At 52.7% G+C, this 24,360-nt stretch carries 22 protein-coding genes and 1 pseudogene; 9 read left to right on the top strand and 14 right to left on the bottom strand.

Annotated elements, in window-relative coordinates; all coding sequences use genetic code 11:
• The first annotated feature begins 61 nt into the window (after window positions 1-61).
• Window positions 62-1,030, top strand: coding sequence for a DNA-binding protein YbiB (gene ybiB / locus OGY35_RS16730; RefSeq protein WP_178824240.1), 969 nt, complete (start codon window positions 62-64; stop codon window positions 1,028-1,030).
• Between the two features lie 108 nt (window positions 1,031-1,138).
• On the opposite strand, the gene ybiJ is transcribed toward ybiB, so the two are convergent.
• From ybiJ to mcbA, 3 genes are all read right to left on the bottom strand, one after another.
• Window positions 1,139-1,399, bottom strand: a complete 261-nt coding sequence (ybiJ, locus tag OGY35_RS16725; protein ID WP_286632873.1) for a DUF1471 family protein YbiJ — start codon at window positions 1,397-1,399, stop codon at window positions 1,139-1,141.
• A gap of 285 nt (window positions 1,400-1,684) precedes the next feature.
• A complete protein-coding gene (locus OGY35_RS16720) occupies window positions 1,685-1,951 on the bottom strand; it encodes a DksA/TraR family C4-type zinc finger protein (protein WP_152405351.1) in 267 nt (88 codons plus the stop codon).
• 123 nt (window positions 1,952-2,074) lie between these two features.
• The gene (gene mcbA / locus OGY35_RS16715; protein ID WP_286632872.1) at window positions 2,075-2,335 is read right to left on the bottom strand and encodes a DUF1471 family periplasmic protein McbA; all 261 of its coding nucleotides are present in this window, start codon (window positions 2,333-2,335) and stop codon (window positions 2,075-2,077) included.
• A 286-nt stretch (window positions 2,336-2,621) separates the two neighbouring features.
• On the opposite strand from mcbA, the gene rlmF reads away from it, so the two are divergent.
• Window positions 2,622-3,548 (top strand): 23S rRNA (adenine(1618)-N(6))-methyltransferase RlmF, encoded by a 927-nt coding sequence (rlmF, locus tag OGY35_RS16710; protein WP_178824244.1) that lies wholly within the window; start codon window positions 2,622-2,624, stop codon window positions 3,546-3,548.
• On the opposite strand, the gene ybiO is transcribed toward rlmF, so the two are convergent.
• The 6 genes from ybiO to rhtA form a co-directional block, all read right to left on the bottom strand.
• Window positions 3,545-5,785 (bottom strand): mechanosensitive channel protein, encoded by a 2,241-nt coding sequence (ybiO, locus tag OGY35_RS16705; RefSeq protein ID WP_286632870.1) that lies wholly within the window; start codon window positions 5,783-5,785, stop codon window positions 3,545-3,547. The two genes, rlmF and ybiO, sit on opposite strands and share 4 nt — an antisense overlap.
• A 117-nt stretch (window positions 5,786-5,902) precedes the next feature.
• Entirely contained in the window at window positions 5,903-6,625 is a 723-nt protein-coding gene (gene glnQ / locus OGY35_RS16700) for a glutamine ABC transporter ATP-binding protein GlnQ (RefSeq protein ID WP_046477720.1), read from the bottom strand.
• Window positions 6,622-7,281, bottom strand: coding sequence for a glutamine ABC transporter permease GlnP (glnP, locus tag OGY35_RS16695; RefSeq protein WP_046477722.1), 660 nt, complete (start codon window positions 7,279-7,281; stop codon window positions 6,622-6,624). Before glnP ends, glnQ begins: the two co-directional genes overlap by 4 nt.
• 86 nt (window positions 7,282-7,367) lie before the next feature.
• Window positions 7,368-8,114, bottom strand: coding sequence for a glutamine ABC transporter substrate-binding protein GlnH (gene glnH / locus OGY35_RS16690; protein ID WP_152405346.1), 747 nt, complete (start codon window positions 8,112-8,114; stop codon window positions 7,368-7,370).
• 364 nt (window positions 8,115-8,478) lie between these two features.
• Complete coding sequence (dps, locus tag OGY35_RS16685) at window positions 8,479-8,982, bottom strand: DNA starvation/stationary phase protection protein Dps (protein ID WP_042320427.1); 504 nt, start codon at window positions 8,980-8,982, stop codon at window positions 8,479-8,481.
• Window positions 8,983-9,291: 309 nt separating this feature from the next.
• On the bottom strand, window positions 9,292-10,179 hold the full coding sequence (rhtA, locus tag OGY35_RS16680) for a threonine/homoserine exporter RhtA (protein ID WP_042320426.1): 888 nt from the start codon (window positions 10,177-10,179) through the stop codon (window positions 9,292-9,294).
• Window positions 10,180-10,456: 277 nt separating this feature from the next.
• Between rhtA and OGY35_RS24595 the strand changes: the two are divergent.
• Together OGY35_RS24595 and ompX are read left to right on the top strand one after the other, a co-directional pair.
• Window positions 10,457-10,495 (top strand): annotated as a pseudogene (locus OGY35_RS24595) (hypothetical protein).
• Window positions 10,496-10,568: 73 nt separating this feature from the next.
• A complete protein-coding gene (ompX, locus tag OGY35_RS16675) occupies window positions 10,569-11,084 on the top strand; it encodes an outer membrane protein OmpX (protein ID WP_152405344.1) in 516 nt (171 codons plus the stop codon).
• 66 nt (window positions 11,085-11,150) lie between these two features.
• Here the strand turns inward: ompX and OGY35_RS16670 are convergent, their stop codons facing one another.
• Window positions 11,151-12,737, bottom strand: coding sequence for a phosphoethanolamine transferase (locus OGY35_RS16670; RefSeq protein ID WP_152405343.1), 1,587 nt, complete (start codon window positions 12,735-12,737; stop codon window positions 11,151-11,153).
• 277 nt (window positions 12,738-13,014) lie between these two features.
• Window positions 13,015-13,143 carry a manganase accumulation protein MntS gene (gene mntS / locus OGY35_RS16665; RefSeq protein WP_061076948.1) on the bottom strand — a complete coding sequence of 43 codons (129 nt, stop codon included), beginning with the start codon at window positions 13,141-13,143 and terminating at the stop codon, window positions 13,015-13,017.
• A gap of 185 nt (window positions 13,144-13,328) precedes the next feature.
• Here mntS and mntR point away from each other — a divergent pair, with 185 nt between their 5' ends.
• The 4 genes from mntR (at window position 13,329) to OGY35_RS16645 (ending at window position 18,835) form a co-directional block, all read left to right on the top strand.
• Window positions 13,329-13,802, top strand: coding sequence for a manganese-binding transcriptional regulator MntR (gene mntR / locus OGY35_RS16660; protein WP_286632869.1), 474 nt, complete (start codon window positions 13,329-13,331; stop codon window positions 13,800-13,802).
• Window positions 13,799-14,905, top strand: coding sequence for an anion transporter (locus tag OGY35_RS16655; RefSeq protein WP_286632868.1), 1,107 nt, complete (start codon window positions 13,799-13,801; stop codon window positions 14,903-14,905). The genes mntR and OGY35_RS16655 overlap by 4 nt, the downstream gene beginning before the upstream one ends.
• 186 nt (window positions 14,906-15,091) lie before the next feature.
• Window positions 15,092-18,187 (top strand): efflux RND transporter permease subunit, encoded by a 3,096-nt coding sequence (locus tag OGY35_RS16650; RefSeq protein WP_286632866.1) that lies wholly within the window; start codon window positions 15,092-15,094, stop codon window positions 18,185-18,187.
• Between the two features lie 33 nt (window positions 18,188-18,220).
• Window positions 18,221-18,835 (top strand): TetR/AcrR family transcriptional regulator, encoded by a 615-nt coding sequence (locus OGY35_RS16645; protein WP_152405339.1) that lies wholly within the window; start codon window positions 18,221-18,223, stop codon window positions 18,833-18,835.
• A 53-nt stretch (window positions 18,836-18,888) separates the two neighbouring features.
• Here OGY35_RS16645 and ldtB read toward each other — a convergent pair whose 3' ends face one another.
• Complete coding sequence (ldtB, locus tag OGY35_RS16640) at window positions 18,889-19,809, bottom strand: L,D-transpeptidase (protein WP_152405338.1); 921 nt, start codon at window positions 19,807-19,809, stop codon at window positions 18,889-18,891.
• Window positions 19,810-20,026: 217 nt separating this feature from the next.
• On the opposite strand from ldtB, the gene OGY35_RS16635 reads away from it, so the two are divergent.
• Entirely contained in the window at window positions 20,027-21,622 is a 1,596-nt protein-coding gene (locus OGY35_RS16635) for an ABC-F family ATPase (RefSeq protein ID WP_152405337.1), read from the top strand.
• A 57-nt stretch (window positions 21,623-21,679) separates the two neighbouring features.
• Here the strand turns inward: OGY35_RS16635 and OGY35_RS16630 are convergent, their stop codons facing one another.
• Entirely contained in the window at window positions 21,680-22,942 is a 1,263-nt protein-coding gene (locus OGY35_RS16630; protein ID WP_286632865.1) for a DUF1479 domain-containing protein, read from the bottom strand.
• Window positions 22,943-23,132: 190 nt separating this feature from the next.
• Complete coding sequence (locus OGY35_RS16625; protein WP_286632864.1) at window positions 23,133-24,275, bottom strand: glycosyltransferase family 4 protein; 1,143 nt, start codon at window positions 24,273-24,275, stop codon at window positions 23,133-23,135.
• Window positions 24,276-24,360 lie beyond the last annotated feature (85 nt).

Below are 24,360 nucleotides of genomic sequence, written 5' to 3'. Positions count from 1 at the left end.
AAAACTAACGGCAGGGTCTCCTTAGGCGCTATATTGTGAAAAAGTCGCAATGGGAGACGTTATGGATTACCGCAAAATTATTAAAGAGATCGGCCGGGGCAAAAACCACGCCCGGGATCTGGACCTGGACACCGCCCGCGGTCTGTATACCCACATGCTCAACGGGGACGTGCCTGAACTGGAGATGGGCGGCGTGCTGATTGCGCTGCGTATTAAAGGGGAAGGGGAAGCCGAAATGCTGGGCTTTTATGAGGCGATGCAAAACCATTCTATTAAGCTAACCCCTCCGGTTGCGAAACCGATGCCGATTGTCATTCCCAGCTATAACGGCGCGCGTAAACAGGCGAATCTGACGCCGCTGTTGGCCATTTTATTACACAAACTGGGTTTCCCGGTGGTGGTGCATGGGGTGAGTGAAGATCCGACCCGCGTGCTAACGGAAACCATTTTTGAGCTGATGGGGATTGCACCGACGCGGCATGCCGGACAAGCGCAGGCGAAGCTGGATGGACATCAGCCGGTCTTTATTCCGGTGAGTACGCTCTGCCCGCCGCTGGAAAAACAGCTGGCAATGCGTTGGCGACTGGGCGTGCGTAACAGCGCACATACGCTGGCGAAGCTGGCGACACCGTTTGCTGAGGACGCCGCGCTGCGTCTTGCCAGCGTGTCACATCCGGAATATGTGCCGCGCGTAGCGAAATTCTTTAGTGATATTGGCGGGCGTGGGCTGTTGATGCACGGAACTGAAGGTGAGGTCTACGCCAACCCGCAGCGCTGTCCGCAGATCAGCCTGATTGATAGCACCGGCTCGCGGGTGTTACAGAACCGACAAAGCGAAATGCCCGACGAACCCGTACCGCTGCCTGCGGCAAAGGATCCCGAGACGACTGCGCGCTGGATCGAACGCTGTCTGGCGGGAAGCGAGCCGGTACCGGCATCGTTGAAAATCCAGATGGCCTGTTGCCTGGTGGCAACGGCAGCAGTGTCAACACTCGAGGAAGGACTGGCGCGGGTGAACGACAGTTTTTAGCACGACAGATAAAAAAAAGCCCGTCCAGTGGCGGACGGGCAAATAAGGGTAATTCAGGTTCAATGAGGGTTGGAGCAGGGTGTCTGTTGGCAGCAGACGGGGTAAAACTTATTTGTAGATAACAGCAGTACCGCTCATTTTGTTGTTGTTGTTGGCAGAGGTGATGCTGTAACCGCTCGCGCCAGCTGCAGCGGCTTTCTCAGCCAGTTTTGCTTCCAGGCCGTCCAGCGTGGTTGCGCCTTCTGCAGAAACCACACCGATTTTATTCATGTTTTGCGCCTGAGCAGCCGTGACAGGTTCGGCAGCGAAAACGCCAAAAGACAGGGTAGACAGGGCAACAGCGGCAATAGCGTATTTGATAGTTTTCATTGTTAATCTCTCGCAGGTTATTCTTTAAGGAAGACGATGTTTCGTCGATGTGATAAGTATCACGCTTTTGCTTGAGAGATAAAATCGAAGAGAATTGACAACATTCATCAAATAATTTGAATGACAAATAACTTATTGATTATTAATTAATTCGCGAGATGAATTTACGGTTCTTCGACGTTCGCTTTACAGTTGAGCGGTGAACGGCACGTTTTGCTACGCAGAATGCGATTTAACGTGAGCGTAAGCGAAACGGCATGTTCTTTATATCTCTGTAAAAATAGGTCAGCGTAGCTGGCTGTCTTTTGAACCTCTGCGATTATATCCTGTGTAAGATGCATTTTTTGAATCTTTCTCCTGTTGGCAGTTGAGGCACAGTCTTACACCGGGCACCGCCTGTCGACGCGCTTCGGGTATGGGGTCGCCACATTCTTCACATTCATACAGGCTATCACCGCGCGGAATTTCACCTCTTGCACGGGCGACAGCATCTTCAATTGTACTGTTGATCTGTTCGTTCACGGCGTCATCATTTGCCCAACCGGAGGCCATAGCGATATTCTCCTCACGCTTTATGACAGGGATTATTATAACCGAGATGGGGTCAAAAATTGCTCAGTCAAGGGAGGTATTGCCCGATAAGCGAAGTCGCTATCGGGCAGGTCGTGGGGAAGATTACTTGTAAATGGTAGCTGTACCGTACATTTGGTTGTTACCGCCTGCGGAATTAACCACAAAGCCTTTCGCGCCTTGTTCTTGCGCTTTTTCCGCCAGTTTATCCTCCAGGTCACTCAGGTTGGTTGCGCCAGTCGCAGAGACGGTACCTGACGCGCGTAGCTGACCAGTATCGGGGCTATTGAGAGGCTGTACTGCTGATGTCGCGAATGCCACACCGGCAAGCGTGGTAGCGACGAGTAATGCGAGGCATTTTTTCATGATGCTCTCCTCAGTGAAACAACGTGTAGTGCCTGATAAGTTTAGGTCGTCAGTGCGGCGGAAATGGCGTAAAAAATTGATGATGTTCTGCTTAAAATTTGAACGATAAATATTGACGTATGTTGACAAATCAATGACATGCATATCACTGATTTTCGGGTGATTTATGCCGCTTCGCCCCATTTTTCGTTCTGATACGCCGCAGCGAAGCGGTTGTTTCTCATCAACCTGGTTTACCGCGTTGCGTTATGCGGGTATCTTACGCCGCTGTTAAAAGGAGAATGCTATGTCCCCCCAGAAACCGGGCCTACACCCGCGTAACCGTCATCACAGCCGCTACGATCTTGCCTCGCTCTGCAAAGGCACGCCTGAGCTGGCGCAGTATCTCGTCCTGACTCCCGCAGGCGAGCAAAGCGTTGATTTTGCCAATCCACTGGCGGTAAAAGCGTTGAATAAGGCGCTGCTGGCGCATTTCTATGGGGTGGCAAACTGGGATATTCCTGAAGGGTTCCTGTGTCCGCCCGTGCCAGGGCGTGCAGATTACATCCACCATCTGGCCGATCTTCTTGCTGAGACGTCGGGAAGTGTGCCAACCCAGGCCACTATCCTGGATGTCGGTGTCGGCGCGAACTGTATTTATCCGCTGATTGGCGTGCATGAGTATGGCTGGCGCTTTACGGGCAGCGAGACGCATGAGCAGGCATTAGCTAGCGCGCAGGCGATTATCAGTGCCAATCCGGGACTGACGCGTTCGATTCGCCTGCGTCGGCAGAAAACCCCTGCGGCTATCTTTAACGGCATCATTCATAAGAATGAGCAATATGATGCAACGCTGTGCAACCCGCCGTTTCATGACTCTGCCGCGTCTGCCCGGGCAGGGAGCGAGCGCAAACGCCGCAACCTCGGACAGAGCAAAGACGATGCGTTGAACTTCGGCGGTCAGCAGCAGGAATTGTGGTGTGAAGGTGGCGAAGTGGCATTCATCAAAACGATGATTGCTGAAAGCCAGGCCTTTGGCCGTCAGGTCATGTGGTTTACTACGCTGGTGTCTCGCGGTGAAAACCTGCCGCCACTTTATCGTGCGCTGACAGACGTGGGGGCGGTCAGGGTGGTGAAAAAAGAGATGGCCCAGGGACAAAAGCAGAGTCGCTTTATCGCCTGGACCTTTATGGATGACGACCAGCGCCGCCGTTTTAGCACGCGTAAACGCTAGAGGGTTGGCTCGCCGGGCGGCAGCGGCGCCGGTGCGGTCGGCGCTGTCGGTGTCGTTGGCGTGGCGGGCAGTACCTGATAAGTTTGCACCGGCGGGCGAACGCCAGCGAGGTCGAAATGTTTTTTCACCTGGCTGTCCAGCGCGAAGCGGACCGTCCACTGTTTCAGCGGCAGCGTGGTGAACGATACTCTCAGCGTAAATGCTGTGTTGGTTAATCCGACAATCCCGGCAAACGACGGCTCACCGATAATCAGCCCTCGAACCTCTTCGGTTTCCATCACCGCAGCGACCGCCTCTTTCAGCGCCTGATTGGCTTTATCGGCATCTTCATGGCGATCCACATCGTAGTTGGCGACCACCGACCCAATGCCGCGGACAAAGTTGGCGAAGGTGGTGATCGATGACCACGGGATAATATGGTACGCCCCGGTGTCCTGGCGCACGCCAACGGAACGAATCGACATCCGTTCTACTGTCCCGGTCAACGGTCCGATGGTCACCAGATCCCCGGTGTTCATGCCATTCTCGAACTGAATAAAGACCCCGGTAATAATATCTTTCACCAGCGTTTGCGAACCAAATGAAATCGCCAGCCCCAGCGCCCCGGCCCCGGCCAACAGTGGGGCGATGTTAACGCCAATTTCCGAGAGCACAATCATGATGGTGATCGTGCTGATGATCACCGCCAGCGCGTTGCGAAACAGCGTTAACAGCGTGCGGGTACGTGCGCTGGGCAGAGGGCGACCATGAATATCGGAGGCCAGCCGGTTTTCGATCAGGCTGGCAAGCAGCGTCCAGCCCACCGCGGAGAAAAACAGGATCAGCGCAATACGGATCAGAATATCGACCGTCTTCTCTCCGGCGCCGTTGTGCAGCCAGTTCCAGAAATCAAACAGCCCCCATGCGTTTAACAGCAGCATGATGGCAACGCATACCGTCAGGATCCGCGCCACGTTCAACGCGGTAGAGAGCCAGCCGTTAAGCCGTTTTTGCAGTTCAGGATAATTGCGCTGCGTATGCGGGGAGAGGGTAATCGTTTTGGCGATCCAGCGGGTGAACATCCCGGAAACGAAGGCCGCAATGCCGATGATCATCAGACTGCGCACCGTCGCCCCCATCATAAACTTCAGGCTGTTGCCAGGGTCGAACAGCGAGAAGAAAAACAAGACGATGAAATAGGCGCTCGCCAGCCAGTGCCAGACCAGCGCAAAGGCGCGGATAAACAGACTGAAGAAGGCCAGCGATCGTTCTGCCAGATTCAACAGGTGTTGGGTAATCTCTTTCTTGTTGCGGAAGATCAGATACAGCGCCCACAGCGTGATACACAGCATGATGACCACGTTGGCCATTGCGCCAACCTGCACGTTCACCTGATTAGAAATAATGGGAACCGCAACGATCAGTCCATAGCCAATCAGGCTGCTGAGTGAACTTAATCGCCGGTTCCAGTAACGGGCGCTGGCATCCTGAATATTAAAGGGTCGCAGTTGCGCCACGTTTGGACAAAAAATCAGCCGCAGAATGGCTTTGAAAAATTCGATCAGCGCAAAGGCGTTCAGAAACAGCCCTTGCTGAAACGCGATGGTGCGGCTGCCTGCGTTCAGTCTGTCACTCAACAACTGACCGACAAACAGGGTCAACGCCAGTAGCAGCAGATCGATAATAAAGGCGCCAACGATCATTGCCGGTAGCTGGAGCCAGTTGCTGCGCTCACGGTTCTTTTTTCGCGCCCAGTTACCCATTTTGCGATACAACGGTAGCGCACACAGACGAATCAACCAGTAGAAGCCGAACACCGCCGCGGCCAGCATCAGAAAGTGGCTAAGGGCATTATTAAAGGTCTGGCTGTTAAACGGTTTGTGAGGCGCATCGGTGATGTTGCGATAGAGTTGGGCGAAGCGGTCAGACAGCGCTTCGCCGTAATGACGGCTGAGCTCGGTGACGTTCTCCAGTACGGTTTTTTCTTCAACCACCACCGGCGGCGTGATTTTTGGCACCGGGTCCGGCGGTGGCGTGGCCGCAACGCTGCGCAACTGGTCAATCAGCTCCTTGCGCGAGGTGTCATTTTCCAGTACGTCGGCCAGCGCCCCGTAAGCGGCTTTCTTTTGCTCGACGTCAGGTTCTGGCGCAGGAGTGGTTTGTGCGTCAGCGTCTGTACCGGTCGTGACGCCGGGGATGGTCACCGCCTGGGCGGGTGTGCCCAGCAGGCAAAAGAGGATGAACAGGATCCACCGCATGACTCCTCCAGTGAGAAAACAGAACAAAAAGATAAGTATAGTTGCTGGAGGAGCGGCGATTCGAAATGGGAAGAGTCGTAGAAAAACCTCCCTTCCAGGCGGAAGGGAGGTGGACCGTCAGGAAACGTGTTGCAAAAACTCCTGCAAGCGCTGGCTGGGCGGGTTTTCAATCAGGGTTTGCGGATGGCCGTCTTCGGCAATACGGCCTTTGTCGATGAAGATCAGACGTGAGGCGACTTTTTCGGCGAAGCCGATTTCGTGCGTGACGATGACCATCGTCATCCCTTCTTCCGCCAGATCCTGCATTACTTTCAATACTTCGTGACGCAGTTCTGGATCGAGCGCAGAGGTAGGCTCATCAAACAGCATCATCTTCGGTTTTACCGCCAGGGCGCGGGCGATGGCCACACGCTGCTGTTGACCGCCGGAAAGTTCAGAAGGGTAGTGGTGGGCGCGCTCGGCCAGACCCACTTTCGCCAGCAACTCTCTCGCCTGCTTCTCGGCCGCGTCTTTCTTCGTCCCCCGCACGCGTTGTGGACCGAACATGACGTTTTCCAGCGCGGTCAGGTGAGGGAAAAGATAGAACTGCTGGAACACCATTCCGGCTTCCTGACGAATCAGGCGCTCGTCCACCTTCGGATCGTTAACCTTCAGCCCATCGACGAACAGATCGCCGGAGGTGATTTCTTCGAGTTTATTAATACAGCGCAACAGCGTGGATTTACCGGAGCCTGATGGTCCGATAATCACCACCACTTCGCCCTGCTTAATGTTCAGATCGATGTTATGCAGCACCTGGGTTGGACCAAAATGCTTTGAGACGTTTTTAAATTCAATCACAGGATTTTCATCCTTCTTTCCAGACTACGAAGCACGATGTTCAGGACCTGCGTGATAATGAGATAGATAACCCCCACCGCGGTCCAGATCTCCAGGGCGCGGAAGTTACCGGCAATAATCTCCTGACCGCTACGGGTCAGTTCGGCCGCGCCGATCACGATAAACAGCGACGTATCTTTGATACTGATGATTAACTGGTTACCGAGCGACGGCAGCATACGGCGCAGCGCAAGCGGCATGATCACGTGGAGAATGGTTTCGCGACGGGAAAGCCCCAATGCCAGACCGGCTTCGCTAAACCCTTTATGGATCGACAGGACTGAACCACGGGTGATTTCGGCGATATAGGCGCCGGAGTTAATCATGATAGTGATAACAGCGGCGCTGAAGGTGTCGATACGCAAGTCCGGGAAGGCCATCGGTAGGGCAAAATAGATGTACATCACCTGGACGACGATCGGCGTGCCGCGGATGATCTCAATGAAGACAAGAGAGACGTGATTGGCTATCCAACCACCATAGGTACGGGCTAAACCCGCCAGCAAGCCGATGATGATCCCGCCAGCCAGACCAAGGATGGAGATCCACAGGGTCATTTTGGCACCCTGAAGCAGGATCGGAATGGCGGGCCAGATGGCACTCCAGTCAAACTGCATATGTTGTTCCTGTTACCGTGGTGAAAAAAATCAAATGCCCGGTACGCTTAGCGCCCCCGGGCAACATCTGAAGGCAAAACGTCTTATTATTTAGGTTCAGAACCGAACCATTTTTTGTAAATTTCGTTATAGGTACCGTTGTCACGCAGCGTTTTCAGCGCGCCGTTCACTTTCTCGCGCAGTTCGTCGCTGCCTTTCGGGAATGCGATACCGTACTGCTGTGCTTCCAGTGATTCGCCAACCGCTTTGAACTGGCCGTTACCTGCGGTTTTGATGAAGTAGAGGATGTTTGGCGTATCGTGCAGAACCGCATCTGCGCGGTTGGTGCCCAGTTCCATGTACGCGTTATCGATGTTCGGGAACTGACGCAGATCTTTCGTTTTGATGTTGGCTTTTGCGTAATCAACGGAGCCGGTGCCGCTCTTCACTGCGACGACTTTACCGTCCAAATCTTTTACGCTTTTCACGTCGTTGTTGTTGGTTTTCACCATCACTAACAGGCCGCTTTTGTAGTAACCATCAGAGAAATCGATCGCTTTTTTGCGCTCGTCAGTAATGGTGATGCCCGCCAGCGCCAGGTCAACGTTCTTCGTTTGCAGTGCCGGGATAATGCCGCTGAAATCCATCGGTTTCAGTTCATAATCCAGCTTCAGTTCTTTTGCTACGGCGGCCCACAGGTCCACATCAAAGCCAACGTATTTGTCGCCCTGTTTGAATTCGAACGGGACGAACGCGGTGTCGGTCGCGACAACCAGTTTCTTATCCGCGGCATGAGAGGACACCGCAAAAGCCAGGGTAAGTGCTGCCAGTGAAACTTTTAATACAGACTTCATAGCATTTCCTTTTTTATCCACGGGGCGATCCCCTGCGAGAACGATAAGTGTAATGAAAGAATCGTGCCAATTTTGCAACCCCTTGTTTTCACAAGAGGGTATCGCACTCTTTTGCACAGTTAGCGGAGCAAAACTCGCTTTTTGCACCATGTTGGGGCACTGATTTAGTGCATCCCAAAGGGTGTGCGAATGGTTTGCCTATTTAGCGCAAAGATCGTTGATAAAACAATCTTTCGTTAACGATTGTGTGAGGTGATTATTACAAATATTTTACTTTACAGCGGGGAAGAGGCGATGTTATGCACCATAAAAGTGCAAAACCCCCGCCGTGGCGAGGGTTATAGAGGGAATACTTATGATGCGATTATTCGATGTTGGATTCGATGAACCACAGGAATTTATCGAGATCGCGGGAAGCGGCGGTAAAGATATCTGCGGTATCTTCGTCTTTCGCTTCACTGATGGCTTTACGGACATCATTTGCCACTACAGCATAACGGTCTGCCAGTTCTTTCAGGTGATCCTGGACGGTATGGATGTCCAGCGGATAGCTTTTCAGCGGCGTTTTACTATTGATAACCTGCGTGGTTCCCAGGGCAACACCACCCAGCTGCACGGCACGCTCTGCCATGGTGTCGAGATGATCGGTCAGTGCCGTACGGAAGCCATCCAGCATCTCATGAACGGCAATAAAATTCGCACCGCGCATGTTCCAGTGGGCCTGCTTAGTGATCAGCGACAGGTCGATAAACTGGATCACCTGACGATTCAGCAACTCAACTGTTGCTTTCTTATCGCTGTCGGAGACATCGTTACGGGTATAAAGCAGATTGGACGCTTTTGTTTTTACCAATTTAGCGGTACTCATAATTTCATATCCTCTTGATGTTATGTCCCAGTAATTTACGGGATTCAGTATAGCACCGGTTATCGTTCCTGCTTTTCTGGCTCTGCCTATCGCTTTAATAGCATTTAACAACATCTGCATTTAATTGCATTACTATTCATGTAGTTGCGTACGTAAAAGATTGAGATATCAATATTCTCACTGTGACATCGGAATGAGAATAAATAGGTGAGGCGAAGCCGATGAGCCGTGGAGAAATATCAGGAAAATATCAGGAAAACAGCGGGAAGATATTCTGCATGGTTATGCAAACCATGCAGAAATGTAAAATTAATTTACATCAACTTCTTTTATTTTGCTCTCCCGCCGAATGGTCAGCGTCGAGCCCATTGAGGCGGCAATAATCGCGCCGAGCGCCAGCAGTTGAACTGGCGTCAGCGTTTCGCCCAGAAACAGGATGCCCGCCACCGCGGCCAGCGCCGGTTCCATACTCATCAACGTACCAAAGGTGCGCGTAGGCAGACGGGTTAAGGCAATCATTTCCAGCGAGTAGGGGAGAGCTGTCGACAGCACCGCAACCGCCAGACCCAGCGGAATCACCGACCAGTGCCAGAGCGCTTCTCCGGCCTGCGCCACCCCAAGTGGAACGAAAACCAGAGCGGCAATCAGCGAGCCTACCGCGACGGTGGCTGGGCCGTGCTCAGCACCGGCGCGTTGACCGCTAAGAATATAAATAGCCCAACAGGCACCCGCACCCAGCGCCATGGCGGCACCGAACAAATCGACATGCGAAACGTCCTGACCCAGCGGCAGCAGGAACCAGAGCCCGAGAACGGCCAGCACCACCCAGATAAAATCAACGGGGCGTCGAGACGAGAACAGGGCGACCGCCAGCGGCCCGGTAAATTCCAGAGCGACCGCGATCCCCAGCGGAACCGTCTGAATCGACAAATAGAAGAGGTAGTTCATTCCCCCGAGCGACAGGCCGTAAAAAAGCAGCGGCAGGCGCTGCTCTTTGGCGAAACGTAGACGCCAGGGTTTGAAGAAGACAATAAGGATCAATGTGCCCAGGGCCAGACGAAGGGCGGTCACGCCGGGCGCGCCAACCAGCGGGAACAGTGATTTTGCCAGCGATGCGCCGCTCTGGATCGAGGACATGGCGATAAGCAGTACTAAAATGGGCAACCAAACTGGCGTTTTACGTGACGACCCTGGCATCCTTTCTCCCGACAATAACTGTAGATACACGGCATCCAGCAACTTGCCTGACTTGTGTATAGAAAAGTAAAAGAGGCAGTGTAATGGAAATAACCTCCTGCGGTTGAGTCTTCGTTGAAAAAAAATTCCCGGAAAACCGTAAAATAGCGGCAGGTTGATGGATTAATACGCTGGCGAATTAGGAATAATCTGGATGAATGTTCTTTATTATGCGCGTAATAATGGGACGAAAATCCAGAAAAGTGATGTTAATTGAAAGAGATAGCGGCTCGTTGAAATGTTCTGTTACACGAAATGGCCCGTTAGACATCACTAATCGCAAAGAGTTTCTCATCAATTTTTGATATATTTAACACTTAGGACTTATTTGAAGCACATTTGAGGTGGTTATGAAAAAAATTGCATGTCTTTCAGCACTGGCCGCTGTTCTGGCTATCTCCGCAGGTTCTGCTGTCGCTGCGACTTCTACCGTTACCGGTGGTTATGCTCAGAGCGATGCTCAGGGCGCGGCGAACAAAATGAACGGTTTCAACCTGAAGTATCGCTATGAGCAGGACAACAACCCGCTGGGCGTAATCGGTTCCTTCACTTACACCGAAAAAGATCGTACTAACGGTGCAGGCGATTACAACAAAACTCAGTACTACGGCATCACTGCTGGTCCGGCTTACCGTCTGAACGACTGGGCAAGCATCTACGGTGTTGTGGGTGTCGGTTACGGTAAATTCCAGGACACCAACTACCCGACCCATAAAGATGATACCAGCGACTATGGTTTCTCTTATGGCGCAGGTCTGCAGTTCAACCCGATCGAAAACGTTGCGCTGGACTTCTCTTACGAGCAGAGCCGTATTCGTAGCGTTGACGTTGGCACCTGGATCGCAGGCGTTGGTTACCGCTTCTAATCACTTCGGTGATATAAAAAATCCGCCTCAAGGGGCGGATTTTTTTTGGCTGTTTTTCACGACGGTTTAGCGCGATGTGGTGCTAAAAATGTCGGTTCCCAGGTGAGTGTAATCCACCTTCTGCAACTTGAAGTTGGTGATATACACCGGTCCGGCCTTCTGTTCGGAGATAAAACGATACTTCGTCTTAATCTCTTTTGCGCTGATCCCTGTCCACTGTGAGAAGAAACCGAGGAAATCGTTGGCGGAGCGCCGTGCTTTGACGACCTTGTGCGCTTTATCATCGCTGGAGAGCACCATAAACGGGACCTGGAAGTTTTGCTGGAACTGGTCGTCATGCGCCAGATACTGCACTTCCTTCCCGCGCTCTTTAAAGGCGAGACCGTGATCGGAGAAGTACACCAACGAGAAACTGCCGCCGCTGTTGCGAAGCTGATCGTACAGTTTTCGCAGCAGGTCGTCGGTCTGGGTCATGGTGTAGAGATAGCAGGAGGTCTCTTTCGACTGTACGAACGTGTCGTACTTCCCTTTGGTGCGGTCACAAGCCTGCGGATGAGAACCCATCAGATGCAGTACAATCAGCTGCGGCTGGGTACGTTCGGTTTCCAGCACCTGCGCGGTCATTTTTAACAGCGCGTCGTCCTGGGTGTTTTTGTCAGCTTCGAAGTCGCCGCTTTTCAGAAAATGCACTTCATCAGCCCGCTTCGCGATACTGGCGATGGCGGTGTCATATTCGCCGATTTGTCCCTGATTCGAGAACCACCAGGTCTGGAAACCGGCGCGGTTTGCCAGCGTGACAAAGTTATCCTGATACTGCGGTTTATCGTCGACAACCCGGTTAAGGGTCAGTCCGAGCGATTTTTGCGTTGACCCGCTGGCTGCGACGTAATCGGCGAACAGATAGCCGTTGACGCTGCTGGCAAACGGGGTGTTATCCCAGTGGCCGCCAAACGCCCCCAGCGCATCACGGCGCGCGCTTTCACCGATCACCACCACGTAGGTGTGATACTTCGGCTTCACGGCGGTGACGGTCCAGGTGTCTTTCATGCTGGCGAACTTCGCCATGCGTTCCTGCTCGTCAATCACTTCCTTGTTATTGACGATGACGTCTTTGGCGAAACGGAACACCGGATAGCCGGTATCCTTCAATTTAAACACGCCGCCCCAGGCCAGGTTCTGCACGGGGGTGACAAAAAAAGCGACGACGCTGAACAGCAGGCACAGGGTGTCATATTTATTCCAGCGCTTTTTCTCTTCGCTGGGTTTGCGACGCACGGCAATCACGCCAAGGGCAAAGATAAACACGCCCATCAGGTAATTGTACCAGGGGAAAATTGTCAGGATCTCGGTGGACTCTTCCATGTTGGTCGAGTGCAGCGCCAGCAGCGTATTAAAATTTGGCGACCCATAAGCCTGACCGAAAGGAAAGTAGAAGGCTGCGACAAGCGAGCAAACGCCGATCAGAACCTTTTGCGCTTTCGGCGCACTCCGCCAGAGCAACTGTAATATGCAGGTAAAGGCAACGGTATACAGCAGACTAAGCGGATAGCCCAGCGCCAGGTTTATCAGCAGGGACTGCAAAACATAAAAGCCAGTCCACGGGCTAAGGGCCCGGCTGCGGGCAAGAAGCGAGTCTTTAAGGGTTAAATTCATATACCACTATCGCAAAAACGCCATGTGCTTACCCTGGCGCCAAGGGTCATTACCTGCTGAGAGTGCGTGAAGAGGGGAAGAGGTCCGCATCTGCGAGCCGCAAGTTAGGCAGGGCTGCAAGAAGATAGAGCGTGTGAATGTGAAGGTCAACTGGCAGAAAGAAATTGTTTTGCGAAGGGGTTAGCAAATCCGACAAAAAGAGGGGCTATTTTGACATGAACAGGAGTGTAACGGCTGAATATGACAACCCGATGAAGCGGCGTACCGCGACGCCGCATTATTTTTCTGAGGGTTTATCCTGCTCTGGTTTGCTGTTGATCATATCGCACAGCATCGAGAGCAGCATTAACCGGACTTTAAAGGGAGAGTGACTAAACACGCGCATACACCTCTTGAATTCGTTCATATTGACCTCCTGACTTTCTGGTCCCTCTGTCCATGAGGGATGACTGCATTACATACAGATATAGCACAGGCTATATTATATAGCTATTGCTAAAACGTTAATTTTTTGTGCCCGGGCAACTCTGGTTTACAATGAGCGCTCTCCAATTAGATGCTGTTAATGCGTCACAGGAATGAGGAAGCAGAATGAGTCGTCGCGCAGGTATGCCAACAACAAAAAAAGTGACGCAGTTAGTGAACGTTGAGGAACACGTTGAAGGGTTTCGTCAGGTGCGAGAGGCTCATCGCCGCGAACTGATCGACGACTATGTTGAGTTGATTTCTGACCTGATTATTGAAGTCGGCGAAGCGCGTCAGGTGGATATGGCGGCCCGTCTCGGGGTGTCCCAACCGACGGTAGCCAAGATGCTTAAGCGTCTGGCCTCGGTGGGACTGATAGAAATGATCCCCTGGCGCGGCGTTTTTTTAACCCCGGAAGGGGAGAAGCTGGCGCAGGAAAGTCGTGAACGCCATCAGATTGTGGAAAACTTCCTGCTGGTACTGGGCGTAAGCCCGGAGATAGCCCGACGTGATGCGGAAGGGATGGAGCACCACGTAAGCCAGGAAACGCTGGAAGCCTTCCGTCATTTTACGCAACAGTACGGAAACTCTATTGAATGAGCCTGCCTTTTTTACGGGCGCTGAAACGCGACCGTTTTTTCCATTTACTGATAGTGGTGGGTGTTGGATTGAGTGTGTGGGTTCCGTTCACGCCACAGACCTGGCCCGGCGCAATTGACTGGCACACCATTATTACCCTCAGTGGTCTGATGATGTTGACCAAAGGCGTCGAGCTGAGCGGTTACTTTGATGTCCTGGGCCGTAAAATGACCCGGCGTCTTGCGACGGAGCGCCGACTGTCGATGTTCATGGTGCTGGCGGCGGCGCTGCTTTCGACGTTCCTGACGAACGATGTCGCATTATTTATCGTCATCCCTCTGACCATTACCCTGAAAAAGTTGTGCGCAATACCGGTCAACCGTCTCATTATTTTTGAAGCGCTGGCGGTGAATGCGGGTTCTTTACTTACACCCATCGGGAATCCGCAAAATATCCTGATGTGGGGGCGTTCTGGTCTATCCTTTGTTGCGTTTATCGGTCAGATGGCACCGCTGGCCGTTGCGATGATGTTGACGCTGCTGGTGCTCTGCTGGTTTTGCTTCCCCAATAAACCGCTGCAATACCATACCGGGACAAGTCAGCCAGAGTGGCTACCCCGGCTGGTGTGGGGCTGTCTGGGACTGTACATCGTTTTTCTGACGGCGCTGGAGCTTAAGCAGGAATTGGTTGGGCTGGCGATTGTGGCCCTCGGTTTCCTGTTGCTGGCACGCCGCGTGCTGTTGAGTGTTGACTGGACGCTGCTGCTGGTGTTTATGGCCATGTTTATTGATGTCCATTTGCTAACCCAACTGCCGGCGTTGCAGGGGGTGCTAAGTCATGTTGGTACGTTGTCTGAACCCGGACTGTGGCTGACGGCAATTGGCCTGTCGCAAGCGATCAGTAATGTTCCCAGCACTATCTTACTGCTGAACTATGTCCCTCCTGGCGTGCTGTTGGCCTGGGCGGTTAACGTGGGTGGATTCGGCCTGTTGCCGGGTTCGCTGGCGAATCTGATTGCCCTGCGGATGGCGAATGATCGACGCATCTGGTGGCGCTTCCATCTCTATTCGGTACCCATGTTGATATGGGCTGCGGCTGTAGGATTTGTTCTGCTTAAGTTTTAGTCGCGATTCCCACTCCATTCTGACAAAAGCAAATCCATCTCCTGATTGAATGGATTTGTTTGATCTATTTATTTACTTTACTGTAAAGTAAATAAATGGTGATTAAACAAGCTGAGCAGATAATGGACACAAGATTGTTGGCTTGTGCGGCCTCTGTTCAGCGGACCCTGATGGGGGAAGTGGCTCATGCTGGCACGTTTTTTTGTTATCCGACCTGTTTTTTCCGCAGTGATGGCTATCTCAATCATGGCCGCAGGAACGCTTGCGCTGTTTCTGTTACCCGTTGAGCAGTATCCCGATATTGCTCCTCCGGGCGTGAATATCACAGCGAACTACCCAGGGGCATCTGCACAGACCGTTGAGGACAGCATCACCCAGGTTCTGGAACAACAGATCAAAGGGATTGACGGGCTGCTCTATTTCTCATCAAGCAGCAGTTCTGCTGGCCAGGCCCGAATCAGCCTCAGCTTTAATCAGGGGGTAAACCCCGATATGGCACAGGTCCAGGTACAAAACGCGGTCAACCAGGCGATAACACGCCTGCCGCCGGAAGTGCAGCAGCAAGGAATTACCGTGACCAAATCGCAGGGGGATAGCCTGATGGTGGTCGCGCTTTATGATGAAACCCGGCAGCTAAGCAGTCTGGATATTAACGATTTTCTCATTAGCACATTGCAGGATCCTCTCAGTCGGGTTGATGGCGTTGGCGAAACCACCGTTTTTGGCGCGCAATATGCGATGCGCATCTGGTTGGATCCTTACAAGCTTACCAGTTATGGGTTGATGCCATCTGATATCCGGGCTGCTATTGAAGCTCAGAACGCCCAGGTCACCGGGGGCGAGATAGGCTCACTGCCTGCAGTAGAGGGGCAATATCTCAATGCGACCGTGATGGCGCAGTCGCGACTTGAAACGGTCAAACAATTTGAAAACATTGTCGTTCGTATTAATGGTGATGGTTCTGTCATCTATTTACGTGATGTTGCCCGCATAGAGTTGGGGGCAGAAAATTATCAGAACCAGACGACTCTCAACGGCTATCCGGCCGCCGGGATTTCCATTCAGTTGGCTTCAGGGGCGAATGCCCTGGCGACAGCTGAAAATGTTCGCGCTGAAGTGGAGCGTCTCAGTGTACAGTTTCCGCAAGGGGTGATCAGCGCTTACCCGCGTGACAGTACGCCGTTCGTGACCGTTTCCATTGAAGGCGTGGTATGGACGTTAATTGAAGCGATCATCCTTGTGATTGTGGTGATGTATCTGTTTTTGCAAAACTGGCGCGCCACATTTATTCCTGCGATCACTGTACCGGTCGTCCTGCTCGGTACGTTCGGCATTTTAAGTGTCCTGGGCTACAACATTAATACTCTGACTCTTTTTGCCATGGTGCTGGCGATTGGTCTGTTAGTCGATGACGCTATCGTGGTTGTCGAAAATGTTGAGCGAGTGATGGCCGAAAAAGATATGACGCCTAAGGAAGCGACATTGCATTCAATGAGGGAAATCACCAGTGCGCTGATTGGTATCGCACTGGTGTTAGCTGCCGTTTTTGTTCCAATGGCTTTTTTTGGCGGTTCAGTGGGGATAATTTACCGTCAGTTCACCATAACCATTGCGGCGGCAATGGCACTTTCCGCGCTGGTGGCATTAACATTGACGCCGACCCTTTGTGCTCATTTGCTGAAAAAAGAGCAGCCGAAGAAAGGGGCCTTTTTTATCTGCTTTAACCAGGGGGTGGAAAAGAGCCAGCGGCGTTATTTAGCCACGCTGCGACGGATAGTTTCGCGCCCCTTACGTTCATGCATTATGGCGACGTTACTGGTGCTGTTTATGGTGTGGGAATATCAACGATTGCCGACGGGTTTTCTTCCTGATGAGGATCAGGGGGCGGTGATGATTCAGTTTGCGCTCCCTACCGGATCGCCACTGTCTATGACCCAACGCGTGGGTGATTCCATTACCGATTATTTTCTGACGCAAGAGAAAGATAATCTCAGTGTTATCTTCATGGTCACGGGGCGCAATAATGCGGGTAGCGGCCAAAATGTCGGAATGGCTTTTGCGGAATTAAAGCACTGGGACAGGCGAAGCGGGGAACAGAATAGTGCCAGAGCGATCATTTCCCGTGCGAACCAATACTTCAAAACGGTACCTCTGGCATCAATTAACGCGATGTCTCCACCGACGGTCCGCGGGCTTGGACAGTCCAGCGGATTTGAAATGTGGCTTCAGGATCAATCGGCCAGCGGATATGAGGCGCTGTTGCAGGCGCAGCAGGCGCTTTTACACAAGGCCAGTGCCAATGAACATCTCACTGCGGTCAGAATTAACAGCCTGGAAGAAAAGGCACAGCTACAGGTTGCAATTGACCCACTGAAAGCCGGTGCGCAAGGCGTTGTTCACGCTGATATCAATGAAACGCTTTCCGCTGCCCTGGGGGGCGTTTATATCAATGATTTTATCGATCGTGGACGTGTTAAAAGGGTGTATATGCAGGGGGATGCCGAGTGGCGGGCAAACCCTGAGAATCTTGCCGCCTGGTTTGTGAAAGGCGCGAGTGGCAATATGGCCTCTATCGCGAGTTTCGCGTCATTCAGATGGACAACGGGTCCACAGATGCTGCAACGTTTTAACGGTTTGCCCGCGGTTCAATTTCAGGGGAATGCCGCAGCAGGCACCAGCTCCGGTCATGCGATGGACGTGATGGCAGAGAAGGTAGAGGAAATGCCCGGTCTGGGTTTGCAATGGAGTGGTTTGTCGTATCAAGAAAAAGCGTCGTCCGCGCAGACTCTCTGGATGTACATGGCGTCGCTCATCTTTATTTTTCTCTGTCTTGCCGCTTTGTATGAAAGCTGGTCAATTCCACTGGCTGTCATGTTGATAATCCCACTGGGAATTCTGGGGGCGGTGACTGCCTCAATGCTCGTCGGATTCAATAACGATATTTATTTCCAGGTTGGCGTATTGACCACCATGGGATTGTCGGCAAAAAACGCGATTTTGATTGTCGAGTTTGCTCAGTCGCGTATCGCCGACGGTCTTGATATCACACAAGCGGCGTATGAGGGCGCAAGGTTACGTTTGCGTCCCATTATCATGACCTCACTGGCATTTGTGGCAGGCGTTATCCCTCTGGTACTCTCTACCGGGGCGGGCGCAGCCAGCCGAATAGAGATCGGTACCGCCGTCATTGGGGGAATGCTTTCAGGTACGGTATTAACGCTGCTTTTTGTGCCGCTGTTTTTCATCCTTATTCGACAAGGGTTACGGTATCTGAAGACGTAAGATTTCATCGATAAATCATTAAGGACAGTTTTAATGGCAAATCAACGTGGGCGTCCGATGAAAGCGCGCCCTCGCATTTTACAGGCTGCTTGCGATCTTTTTCTTGAGCAGGGACTTGATGTGTCGTTAGACACCATCGTCGCCACTGCCGGGATCTCCAGGCCTACACTGTATAGCCATTTCCCAGGGGGGAAAGACGCTCTGCTGGTTGAAGCGTTTTCCTTTCTTAATGACAGGATGCAGCCGCCGCTCCAGCAGATGATGACGGATAATGCGGACTGTCTGCCAGCATTACTACTCGGCTTCGCGAAAGTGGTACAAGAACACTTCTATGCCCCTGAGCATATCCATTTCCAGCGTTTGTTAATTCAGGTTCTGGTACAGAAACCAGAGCTTTACGCCACGCTTAAGCAGCGTCCAACAGGGCGCGTATTACAGGCGCTGGCAGAGATACTGAAGCGATATCAGGAGCAGGGGAGAATACAGCTTGATAACCCGACACTTCAGGCGACCGCCTTTCTCGGTGCGGTAATGGGATACCCATTACCAGCCGCATTGATTGATCAACAACCGATGGATAGCCGTGTGCTGGAGCAACTTGCGCACTCGGCGGTTCAAACCTTTCTTACCGCCTGGCGCTACCATTAAAAAAGGGCTCAGTGGATGAGCCCTTTTTCATTAACTTGATGAATCCAAAACAATCAGTTCAGACGAACGGGCATCCCTGAACGGTTCTGAACCGCCTGTTCCACCACGCTCTGGTCAACATCAGGCTGGTTAGTGATGTTCTGAATGCTCTTCGACAGCGTGATCGGTACGATTTCGCCGCCTTCAAACTGCGCTTCGGTGGTCGACAGCGGGTTGTGAACCTCGATGTAACGACTGCCATCTGGCTCCGTCGTTGCTTTTACCGGCTCATCGATAAACTGTACGCGCGTTCCAACAGGCACATTCTGGAACAGGAATTTGATGTCTTCGTTACGCAGACGCACACAGCCGTGGCTCACGCGCAGGCCGATACCGAAGTTCGCGTTAGTACCGTGAATGGCGTACAGACGGCCAATGTACAGGGCGTACAGACCCATCGGGTTATCCGGACCGGCAGGCACGACAGCGGGCAGCGGTTCGCCTGCGGCACGATATTCAGCGTGCATTTTCGCCGTTGGCGTCCAGGTCGGGCCGGCTTTCTTACGTTCTACTTTGGTGGTCCAGTTGATTGGCGTGTCTTTACCTAACTGGCCGATACCGATTGGCAGGACGATCACGGTATTGGTGCCTTTCGGGTAGTAGTACAAACGCATTTCCGCGCTGTTGATCACAATGCCTTCATGCACGGTGTCCGGCAGAATCAACTGCTGCGGAATGTTCAGCACGGTGCCGCCTTTCGGCAGGAAAGTATCCACGCCCGGGTTGGCTTCCAGCATGTTGGAAAGCCCCATCTGGTATTCAGCAGCAAAATACTCCAGCGGCTGCGAGTTACCTTCCGGGATGGTGATGACCTGATTCTGACCAATGACGCGACTACCATCCGTTGGCAGAGGATAGGTGACAGCGGATGCGGTACTGCAAAAGCCGACTACCGCGAGTGCTGCCGCGAAAAACGTTGTTAATTTCATATTCATGTTATGCGAGATTCATTGCCTGGCAGGCTGTTGGGTTGAGAATTCTGTAGTGTTGGGAGCGCATTATATGTGCATTCCTGTTAACAGGGAATTCAGATGTGTACGAAATCACATTTTTTTCCTGTTCCCCCAGTGTAGTCGTTTGCTACAGGGCGCGATCTTATTTAAGACTTGTGGCATAATATGAGGTTTGTCACATATTCTTTAGGATACGTCCGTGTTAGTTTCCAGCAACGTCACCATGCAGTTCGGCAGTAAGCCGCTGTTCGAAAACATTTCCGTCAAATTTGGCGGCGGCAACCGTTACGGCCTGATTGGCGCTAACGGTAGCGGTAAATCCACCTTCATGAAAATTCTCGGCGGCGACCTCGAACCGACGCTGGGTAACGTTTCTCTCGATCCCAACGAGCGTATCGGTAAGCTGCGCCAGGATCAGTTCGCTTTTGAAGAGTTCACGGTGCTCGACACGGTCATCATGGGCCACGGTGAGCTGTGGGAAGTGAAGCAAGAGCGCGATCGCATCTATGCGTTACCGGAGATGAGCGAAGAAGATGGCTACAAAGTGGCCGATCTGGAAGTGAAATACGGCGAGATGGACGGTTACTCTGCTGAAGCGCGCGCCGGTGAACTGCTGCTCGGCGTGGGGATTCCGGTAGAGCAACACTACGGCCCGATGAGCGAAGTTGCCCCTGGCTGGAAGCTTCGTGTACTGCTGGCGCAGGCACTGTTTTCCAATCCGGATATTCTGCTGCTTGACGAACCGACCAACAACCTGGACATCGATACCATCCGTTGGCTGGAGCAGGTGCTGAACGAACGTGACAGCACCATGATCATCATTTCGCACGACCGTCACTTCCTGAACATGGTGTGTACGCACATGGCGGATCTTGACTACGGCGAACTGCGTATTTATCCGGGCAACTACGACGAATACATGACCGCCGCGACGCAGGCGCGCGAACGTCTGCTGGCGGATAACGCCAAGAAAAAAGCGCAGATTGCCGACCTGCAATCCTTTGTCAGCCGTTTTAGCGCTAACGCCTCTAAATCTCGTCAGGCGACGTCTCGCGCCCGTCAGATTGATAAAATCAAACTCGACGAAGTGAAGGCGTCCAGCCGTCAGAACCCGTTCATCCGCTTCGAGCAGGACAAGAAACTGTTCCGTAACGCGCTGGAAGTGGAAGCGCTCAGCAAAGGCTTTGATAACGGCCCGTTGTTCAAAGGGGTCAACCTGCTGCTGGAAGTCGGTGAAAAGCTGGCGGTACTGGGAACCAACGGCGTGGGTAAATCGACGCTGCTGAAAACGCTGGTGGGCGATCTGGACGCCGATAGCGGTACGGTGAAGTGGTCTGAAAACGCGCGCATTGGCTACTACGCGCAGGATCACGAATATGAGTTTGAAAACGATCTGACGGTCTTCGACTGGATGAGCCAGTGGAAGCAAGAAGGCGATGACGAACAGGCGGTGCGCAGCATCCTCGGTCGTCTGCTGTTCAGCCAGGACGACATCAAAAAGCCGGCGAAGGTACTTTCGGGTGGTGAAAAGGGTCGTATGCTGTTTGGTAAGCTGATGATGCAGAAGCCAAACATTCTGGTGATGGACGAACCGACCAACCACCTTGATATGGAATCCATCGAATCGCTGAACATGGCCCTGGAGATGTATCAGGGAACCCTGATCTTCGTTTCTCACGACCGTGAATTCGTGAGTTCACTGGCAACCCGCGTACTGGAGATAACCCCCGATCGCGTGGTGGACTTCAGCGGTAACTACGAAGATTATCTGCGCAGTAAAGGCATTGACGGCTAATTTCCCCATTGCCTTTCATGTGACAGGTGTGGTCAACACACCTGTCACGATTTGGCGTTACGCCATCCCCAGCGCGCGCTTGCCGTGGATATTCAAATCCGCCAGCGTAAAGCGTCCTTCCCAGTCTGTTTCGTAATCCTCACGCGGGAAATCGCCTGGCGAAGCCCCTTTTTCCAGCGCCGCTTTTACTTTGTGCGCATAGGCCAGATTCTTCTCGCACAGGGGCGCGGCGGGAATGTACATCACATTTCCCCATCCCTGTTGATTGTCGACCGGCGCCACGGAGTGAATCACATCGCAATGCCACCAGACGGAATCGCCGGCTTCCAGTGGCGGAATGCTGGTGAGCGCCTCAATCAACAGGGGATGCCACTGTTCGGATATTGGCAGCACCCGGCCCGGCGACACGCCACACAGTTCGTCTTCCGGGACATCATCCATCAGCGGACGTAACAGCACATACGCCATGGCTTCCGGAATGGGCACGACATGCAGCAAGCCCTGACCGGGCAGCATATCCGACAGCGCGGTCCAGCCCTGGAAGGTGCGGAACACCGAACATTTGGTGGTGTTATCCACGGTATACTCTTCCACCTCGGTGCGATGAGCGGCATGCCACGGATCGTATTTCGCCAGATTGCCGTTAAAGACACTGGCGAAAACGCGCTGATACGCCGGCAGCAACCAGCGCTCCAGCGCGCCGGAATCGGTGTGCGCACCCAGCCCTTTTGAGGTGGTGCCCGGCGGACGGCGGCGGATCCTGTCCGGGTAGATCACGCTCACATCCGGGTTAAACCACTGCTTGCCCTCGCTTTCAAAGGTCCACAGACGGTTGAGGAACGATTGCACGTTCGCCATCTCCTCACTCTGCCGCGCCTGCATTTGCGCCTGCGACCAGTAGATCGGATAGATCTCCGGACGGGAGGCGCTGAGGGTGCCAAAAAAGTTATCGCCAGGCCCTTTATACACCTCGTCAAAGCGGTTGCGGTCCAGATAGTCCAGCATCGACCGATCCCAGGCCAGCGCCCGCTCGCGCGGGAAGTGACCTTTGATAACCGCACAGCCCCGACGTTTGATCTGTTCACGCTGCTGCGCTGCGATCGTGTCAGCGTTGATATCGGCATAGGACAGCTCAGGCCAGACCGGCGCGCCCTGTGCTTTGAGCGCGTTGATTTCCGCCACGCGGGTGGCAATGGCATCGCTAATCTGGCCGAAGACCTGCTCAACGTCGCCAAGCTGCGCCCGCAGTTCCTGCTTCATCTGACGGATAGCCGCTTTGTGATCGACCGGTAATGTGTCGCTTGTGAAGGTAAAAGCCATAACCACCTCGCATAACTTTCATTCGAAACTTATTTAACTTACAGTTGATAATATAAGTTATAAAAAAGTTAATGCAAGTTTAAATGTTTGCTGGTGAGATCGTCGCGCCATTTGTCCAGGGCAACGCATACCAGAGGCCTGATGATTGGATTGTGGCGCCCGACGGCGCCATAAAGGGCAGGGGAACAGCTTACTTCGCGGCAGTCGCTGAGCTGACTAACTTTTGGTGCAACTTTTTCCAGACTTCAATATAGGATTCCGTCATGTTACTGAGCGTTAATTCCGGATGATTTACGCTCTGGCGAAACACCTGGTTATCCTGATCGCGCCAGAGTTGTTCAGCATGTGAGAGATAGTGGACAATGCGCTGCTGTAGCGCGGCAACGGTAGGTTCGCAGGCGTAATCAGAAGGCATGTATGCATCCATACCCAGTCCTGGCGTCGCGATCAGTGCGCAGTTTGAGAGCAAGGCTTCCAGTCCGACAATACCGAAACTCTCCTGAATGCTGGGGAAGACCACAATGTCAGTTTCCGCAAAAGCCCGTTTTTTTTCCTCGCCCTGAACAAATGTCAGACCTTTAAAGCCTTCTTTTTCCATGTAGTCAGGGATCTTCTCTGGCCCATAAACCCGGGCCTCAACCCGGTTGCGATAGGCTTCTGACAGCGTATTGATCGACTCACGAAAAATCTGGAAGTTTTTCACAATATCGGTGAATCGCCCAAAGAAGCTGATGACCACTTTACCTTGCGGATGGCGGATTTTTTTTTCCGGGTAATCGGCGAAATCGACACCGATAGGGAAGATATCGGGGGGAACAATATCGGCGGAGACATGCTGAATAATTGAACGGTGCGCCCAGTCGCTGTGAAGCACTACCGCGCCACTCTGACGTACCGCGATTCGCTGTTCCCAGTAATGCTGCATACCTTTCTGGGTTCGGGTCAGATAGTGCTGCATGCCGATATAGCTGGAATGGAGCGTGAATTGCACTCTGTGTAACTCAAAGTAAAACGGTAACAGAGGTGAGTTTTCGTGCACTGAGATAATATCGGGCTTGAACTCATTGAGTATGGGCTGAATTTTTTGCGCGGTACTCCATGCCACATTCAGGCTCAGTGATTCCAGGGAGGAGTCAAAAGGCAATGAAGGTTCAACGGCAATCTCATAATCAGCCAGTGTTGACGCCCGGGTTTTCTGATTGTTCAGGTATAACACCCTGAAGGGGTAGCGACGGCGCGTTAATTCCTGCCAGAAATGCTGATTGAAAAAGCCCAGGCCACTGAACAGCACATCAGGGGCTTCGGTAGTGACAATTAAAACGCGTGGTTGCATGACCATTCCTGTTATCAAATGCGTTTGGTATAAATCGTCAGGGAGGCAGACGGACAATATCATCCGTCTGCCAGGAGCCCTGCTA

This window comes from Citrobacter sp. Ct235 (assembly GCF_030332305.1).
In the GTDB taxonomy this organism is placed as follows: Bacteria; Pseudomonadota; Gammaproteobacteria; order Enterobacterales; family Enterobacteriaceae; genus Citrobacter_A; species Citrobacter_A telavivensis.
This window is presented reverse-complemented; position numbering and strand designations above follow the sequence as displayed.

Excerpts from the sequence above, each read along its gene's own strand:
- glnH (WP_152405346.1), bottom strand. The coding sequence starts at position 8,114 with ATGAAGTCTGTATTAAAAGTTTCACTGGCAGCACTTACCCTGGCTTTT.
- ybiB (WP_178824240.1), top strand. The coding sequence starts at position 62 with ATGGATTACCGCAAAATTATTAAAGAGATCGGCCGGGGCAAAAACCAC.
- OGY35_RS16625 (WP_286632864.1), bottom strand. The coding sequence starts at position 24,275 with ATGCAACCACGCGTTTTAATTGTCACTACCGAAGCCCCTGATGTGCTG.
- ybiO (WP_286632870.1), bottom strand. The coding sequence starts at position 5,785 with ATGCGGTGGATCCTGTTCATCCTCTTTTGCCTGCTGGGCACACCCGCC.
- OGY35_RS16650 (WP_286632866.1), top strand. The coding sequence starts at position 15,092 with ATGCTGGCACGTTTTTTTGTTATCCGACCTGTTTTTTCCGCAGTGATG.
- OGY35_RS16720 (WP_152405351.1), bottom strand. The coding sequence starts at position 1,951 with ATGGCCTCCGGTTGGGCAAATGATGACGCCGTGAACGAACAGATCAAC.
- OGY35_RS16655 (WP_286632868.1), top strand. The coding sequence starts at position 13,799 with ATGAGCCTGCCTTTTTTACGGGCGCTGAAACGCGACCGTTTTTTCCAT.
- OGY35_RS16670 (WP_152405343.1), bottom strand. The coding sequence starts at position 12,737 with ATGAATTTAACCCTTAAAGACTCGCTTCTTGCCCGCAGCCGGGCCCTT.
- mntR (WP_286632869.1), top strand. The coding sequence starts at position 13,329 with ATGAGTCGTCGCGCAGGTATGCCAACAACAAAAAAAGTGACGCAGTTA.
- dps (WP_042320427.1), bottom strand. The coding sequence starts at position 8,982 with ATGAGTACCGCTAAATTGGTAAAAACAAAAGCGTCCAATCTGCTTTAT.
- mcbA (WP_286632872.1), bottom strand. The coding sequence starts at position 2,335 with ATGAAAAAATGCCTCGCATTACTCGTCGCTACCACGCTTGCCGGTGTG.
- ybiJ (WP_286632873.1), bottom strand. The coding sequence starts at position 1,399 with ATGAAAACTATCAAATACGCTATTGCCGCTGTTGCCCTGTCTACCCTG.
- ldtB (WP_152405338.1), bottom strand. The coding sequence starts at position 19,809 with ATGAATATGAAATTAACAACGTTTTTCGCGGCAGCACTCGCGGTAGTC.
- OGY35_RS16630 (WP_286632865.1), bottom strand. The coding sequence starts at position 22,942 with ATGGCTTTTACCTTCACAAGCGACACATTACCGGTCGATCACAAAGCG.
- rlmF (WP_178824244.1), top strand. The coding sequence starts at position 2,622 with ATGTCCCCCCAGAAACCGGGCCTACACCCGCGTAACCGTCATCACAGC.
- ompX (WP_152405344.1), top strand. The coding sequence starts at position 10,569 with ATGAAAAAAATTGCATGTCTTTCAGCACTGGCCGCTGTTCTGGCTATC.
- rhtA (WP_042320426.1), bottom strand. The coding sequence starts at position 10,179 with ATGCCAGGGTCGTCACGTAAAACGCCAGTTTGGTTGCCCATTTTAGTA.
- OGY35_RS16645 (WP_152405339.1), top strand. The coding sequence starts at position 18,221 with ATGGCAAATCAACGTGGGCGTCCGATGAAAGCGCGCCCTCGCATTTTA.
- mntS (WP_061076948.1), bottom strand. The coding sequence starts at position 13,143 with ATGAACGAATTCAAGAGGTGTATGCGCGTGTTTAGTCACTCTCCCTTT.
- glnP (WP_046477722.1), bottom strand. The coding sequence starts at position 7,281 with ATGCAGTTTGACTGGAGTGCCATCTGGCCCGCCATTCCGATCCTGCTT.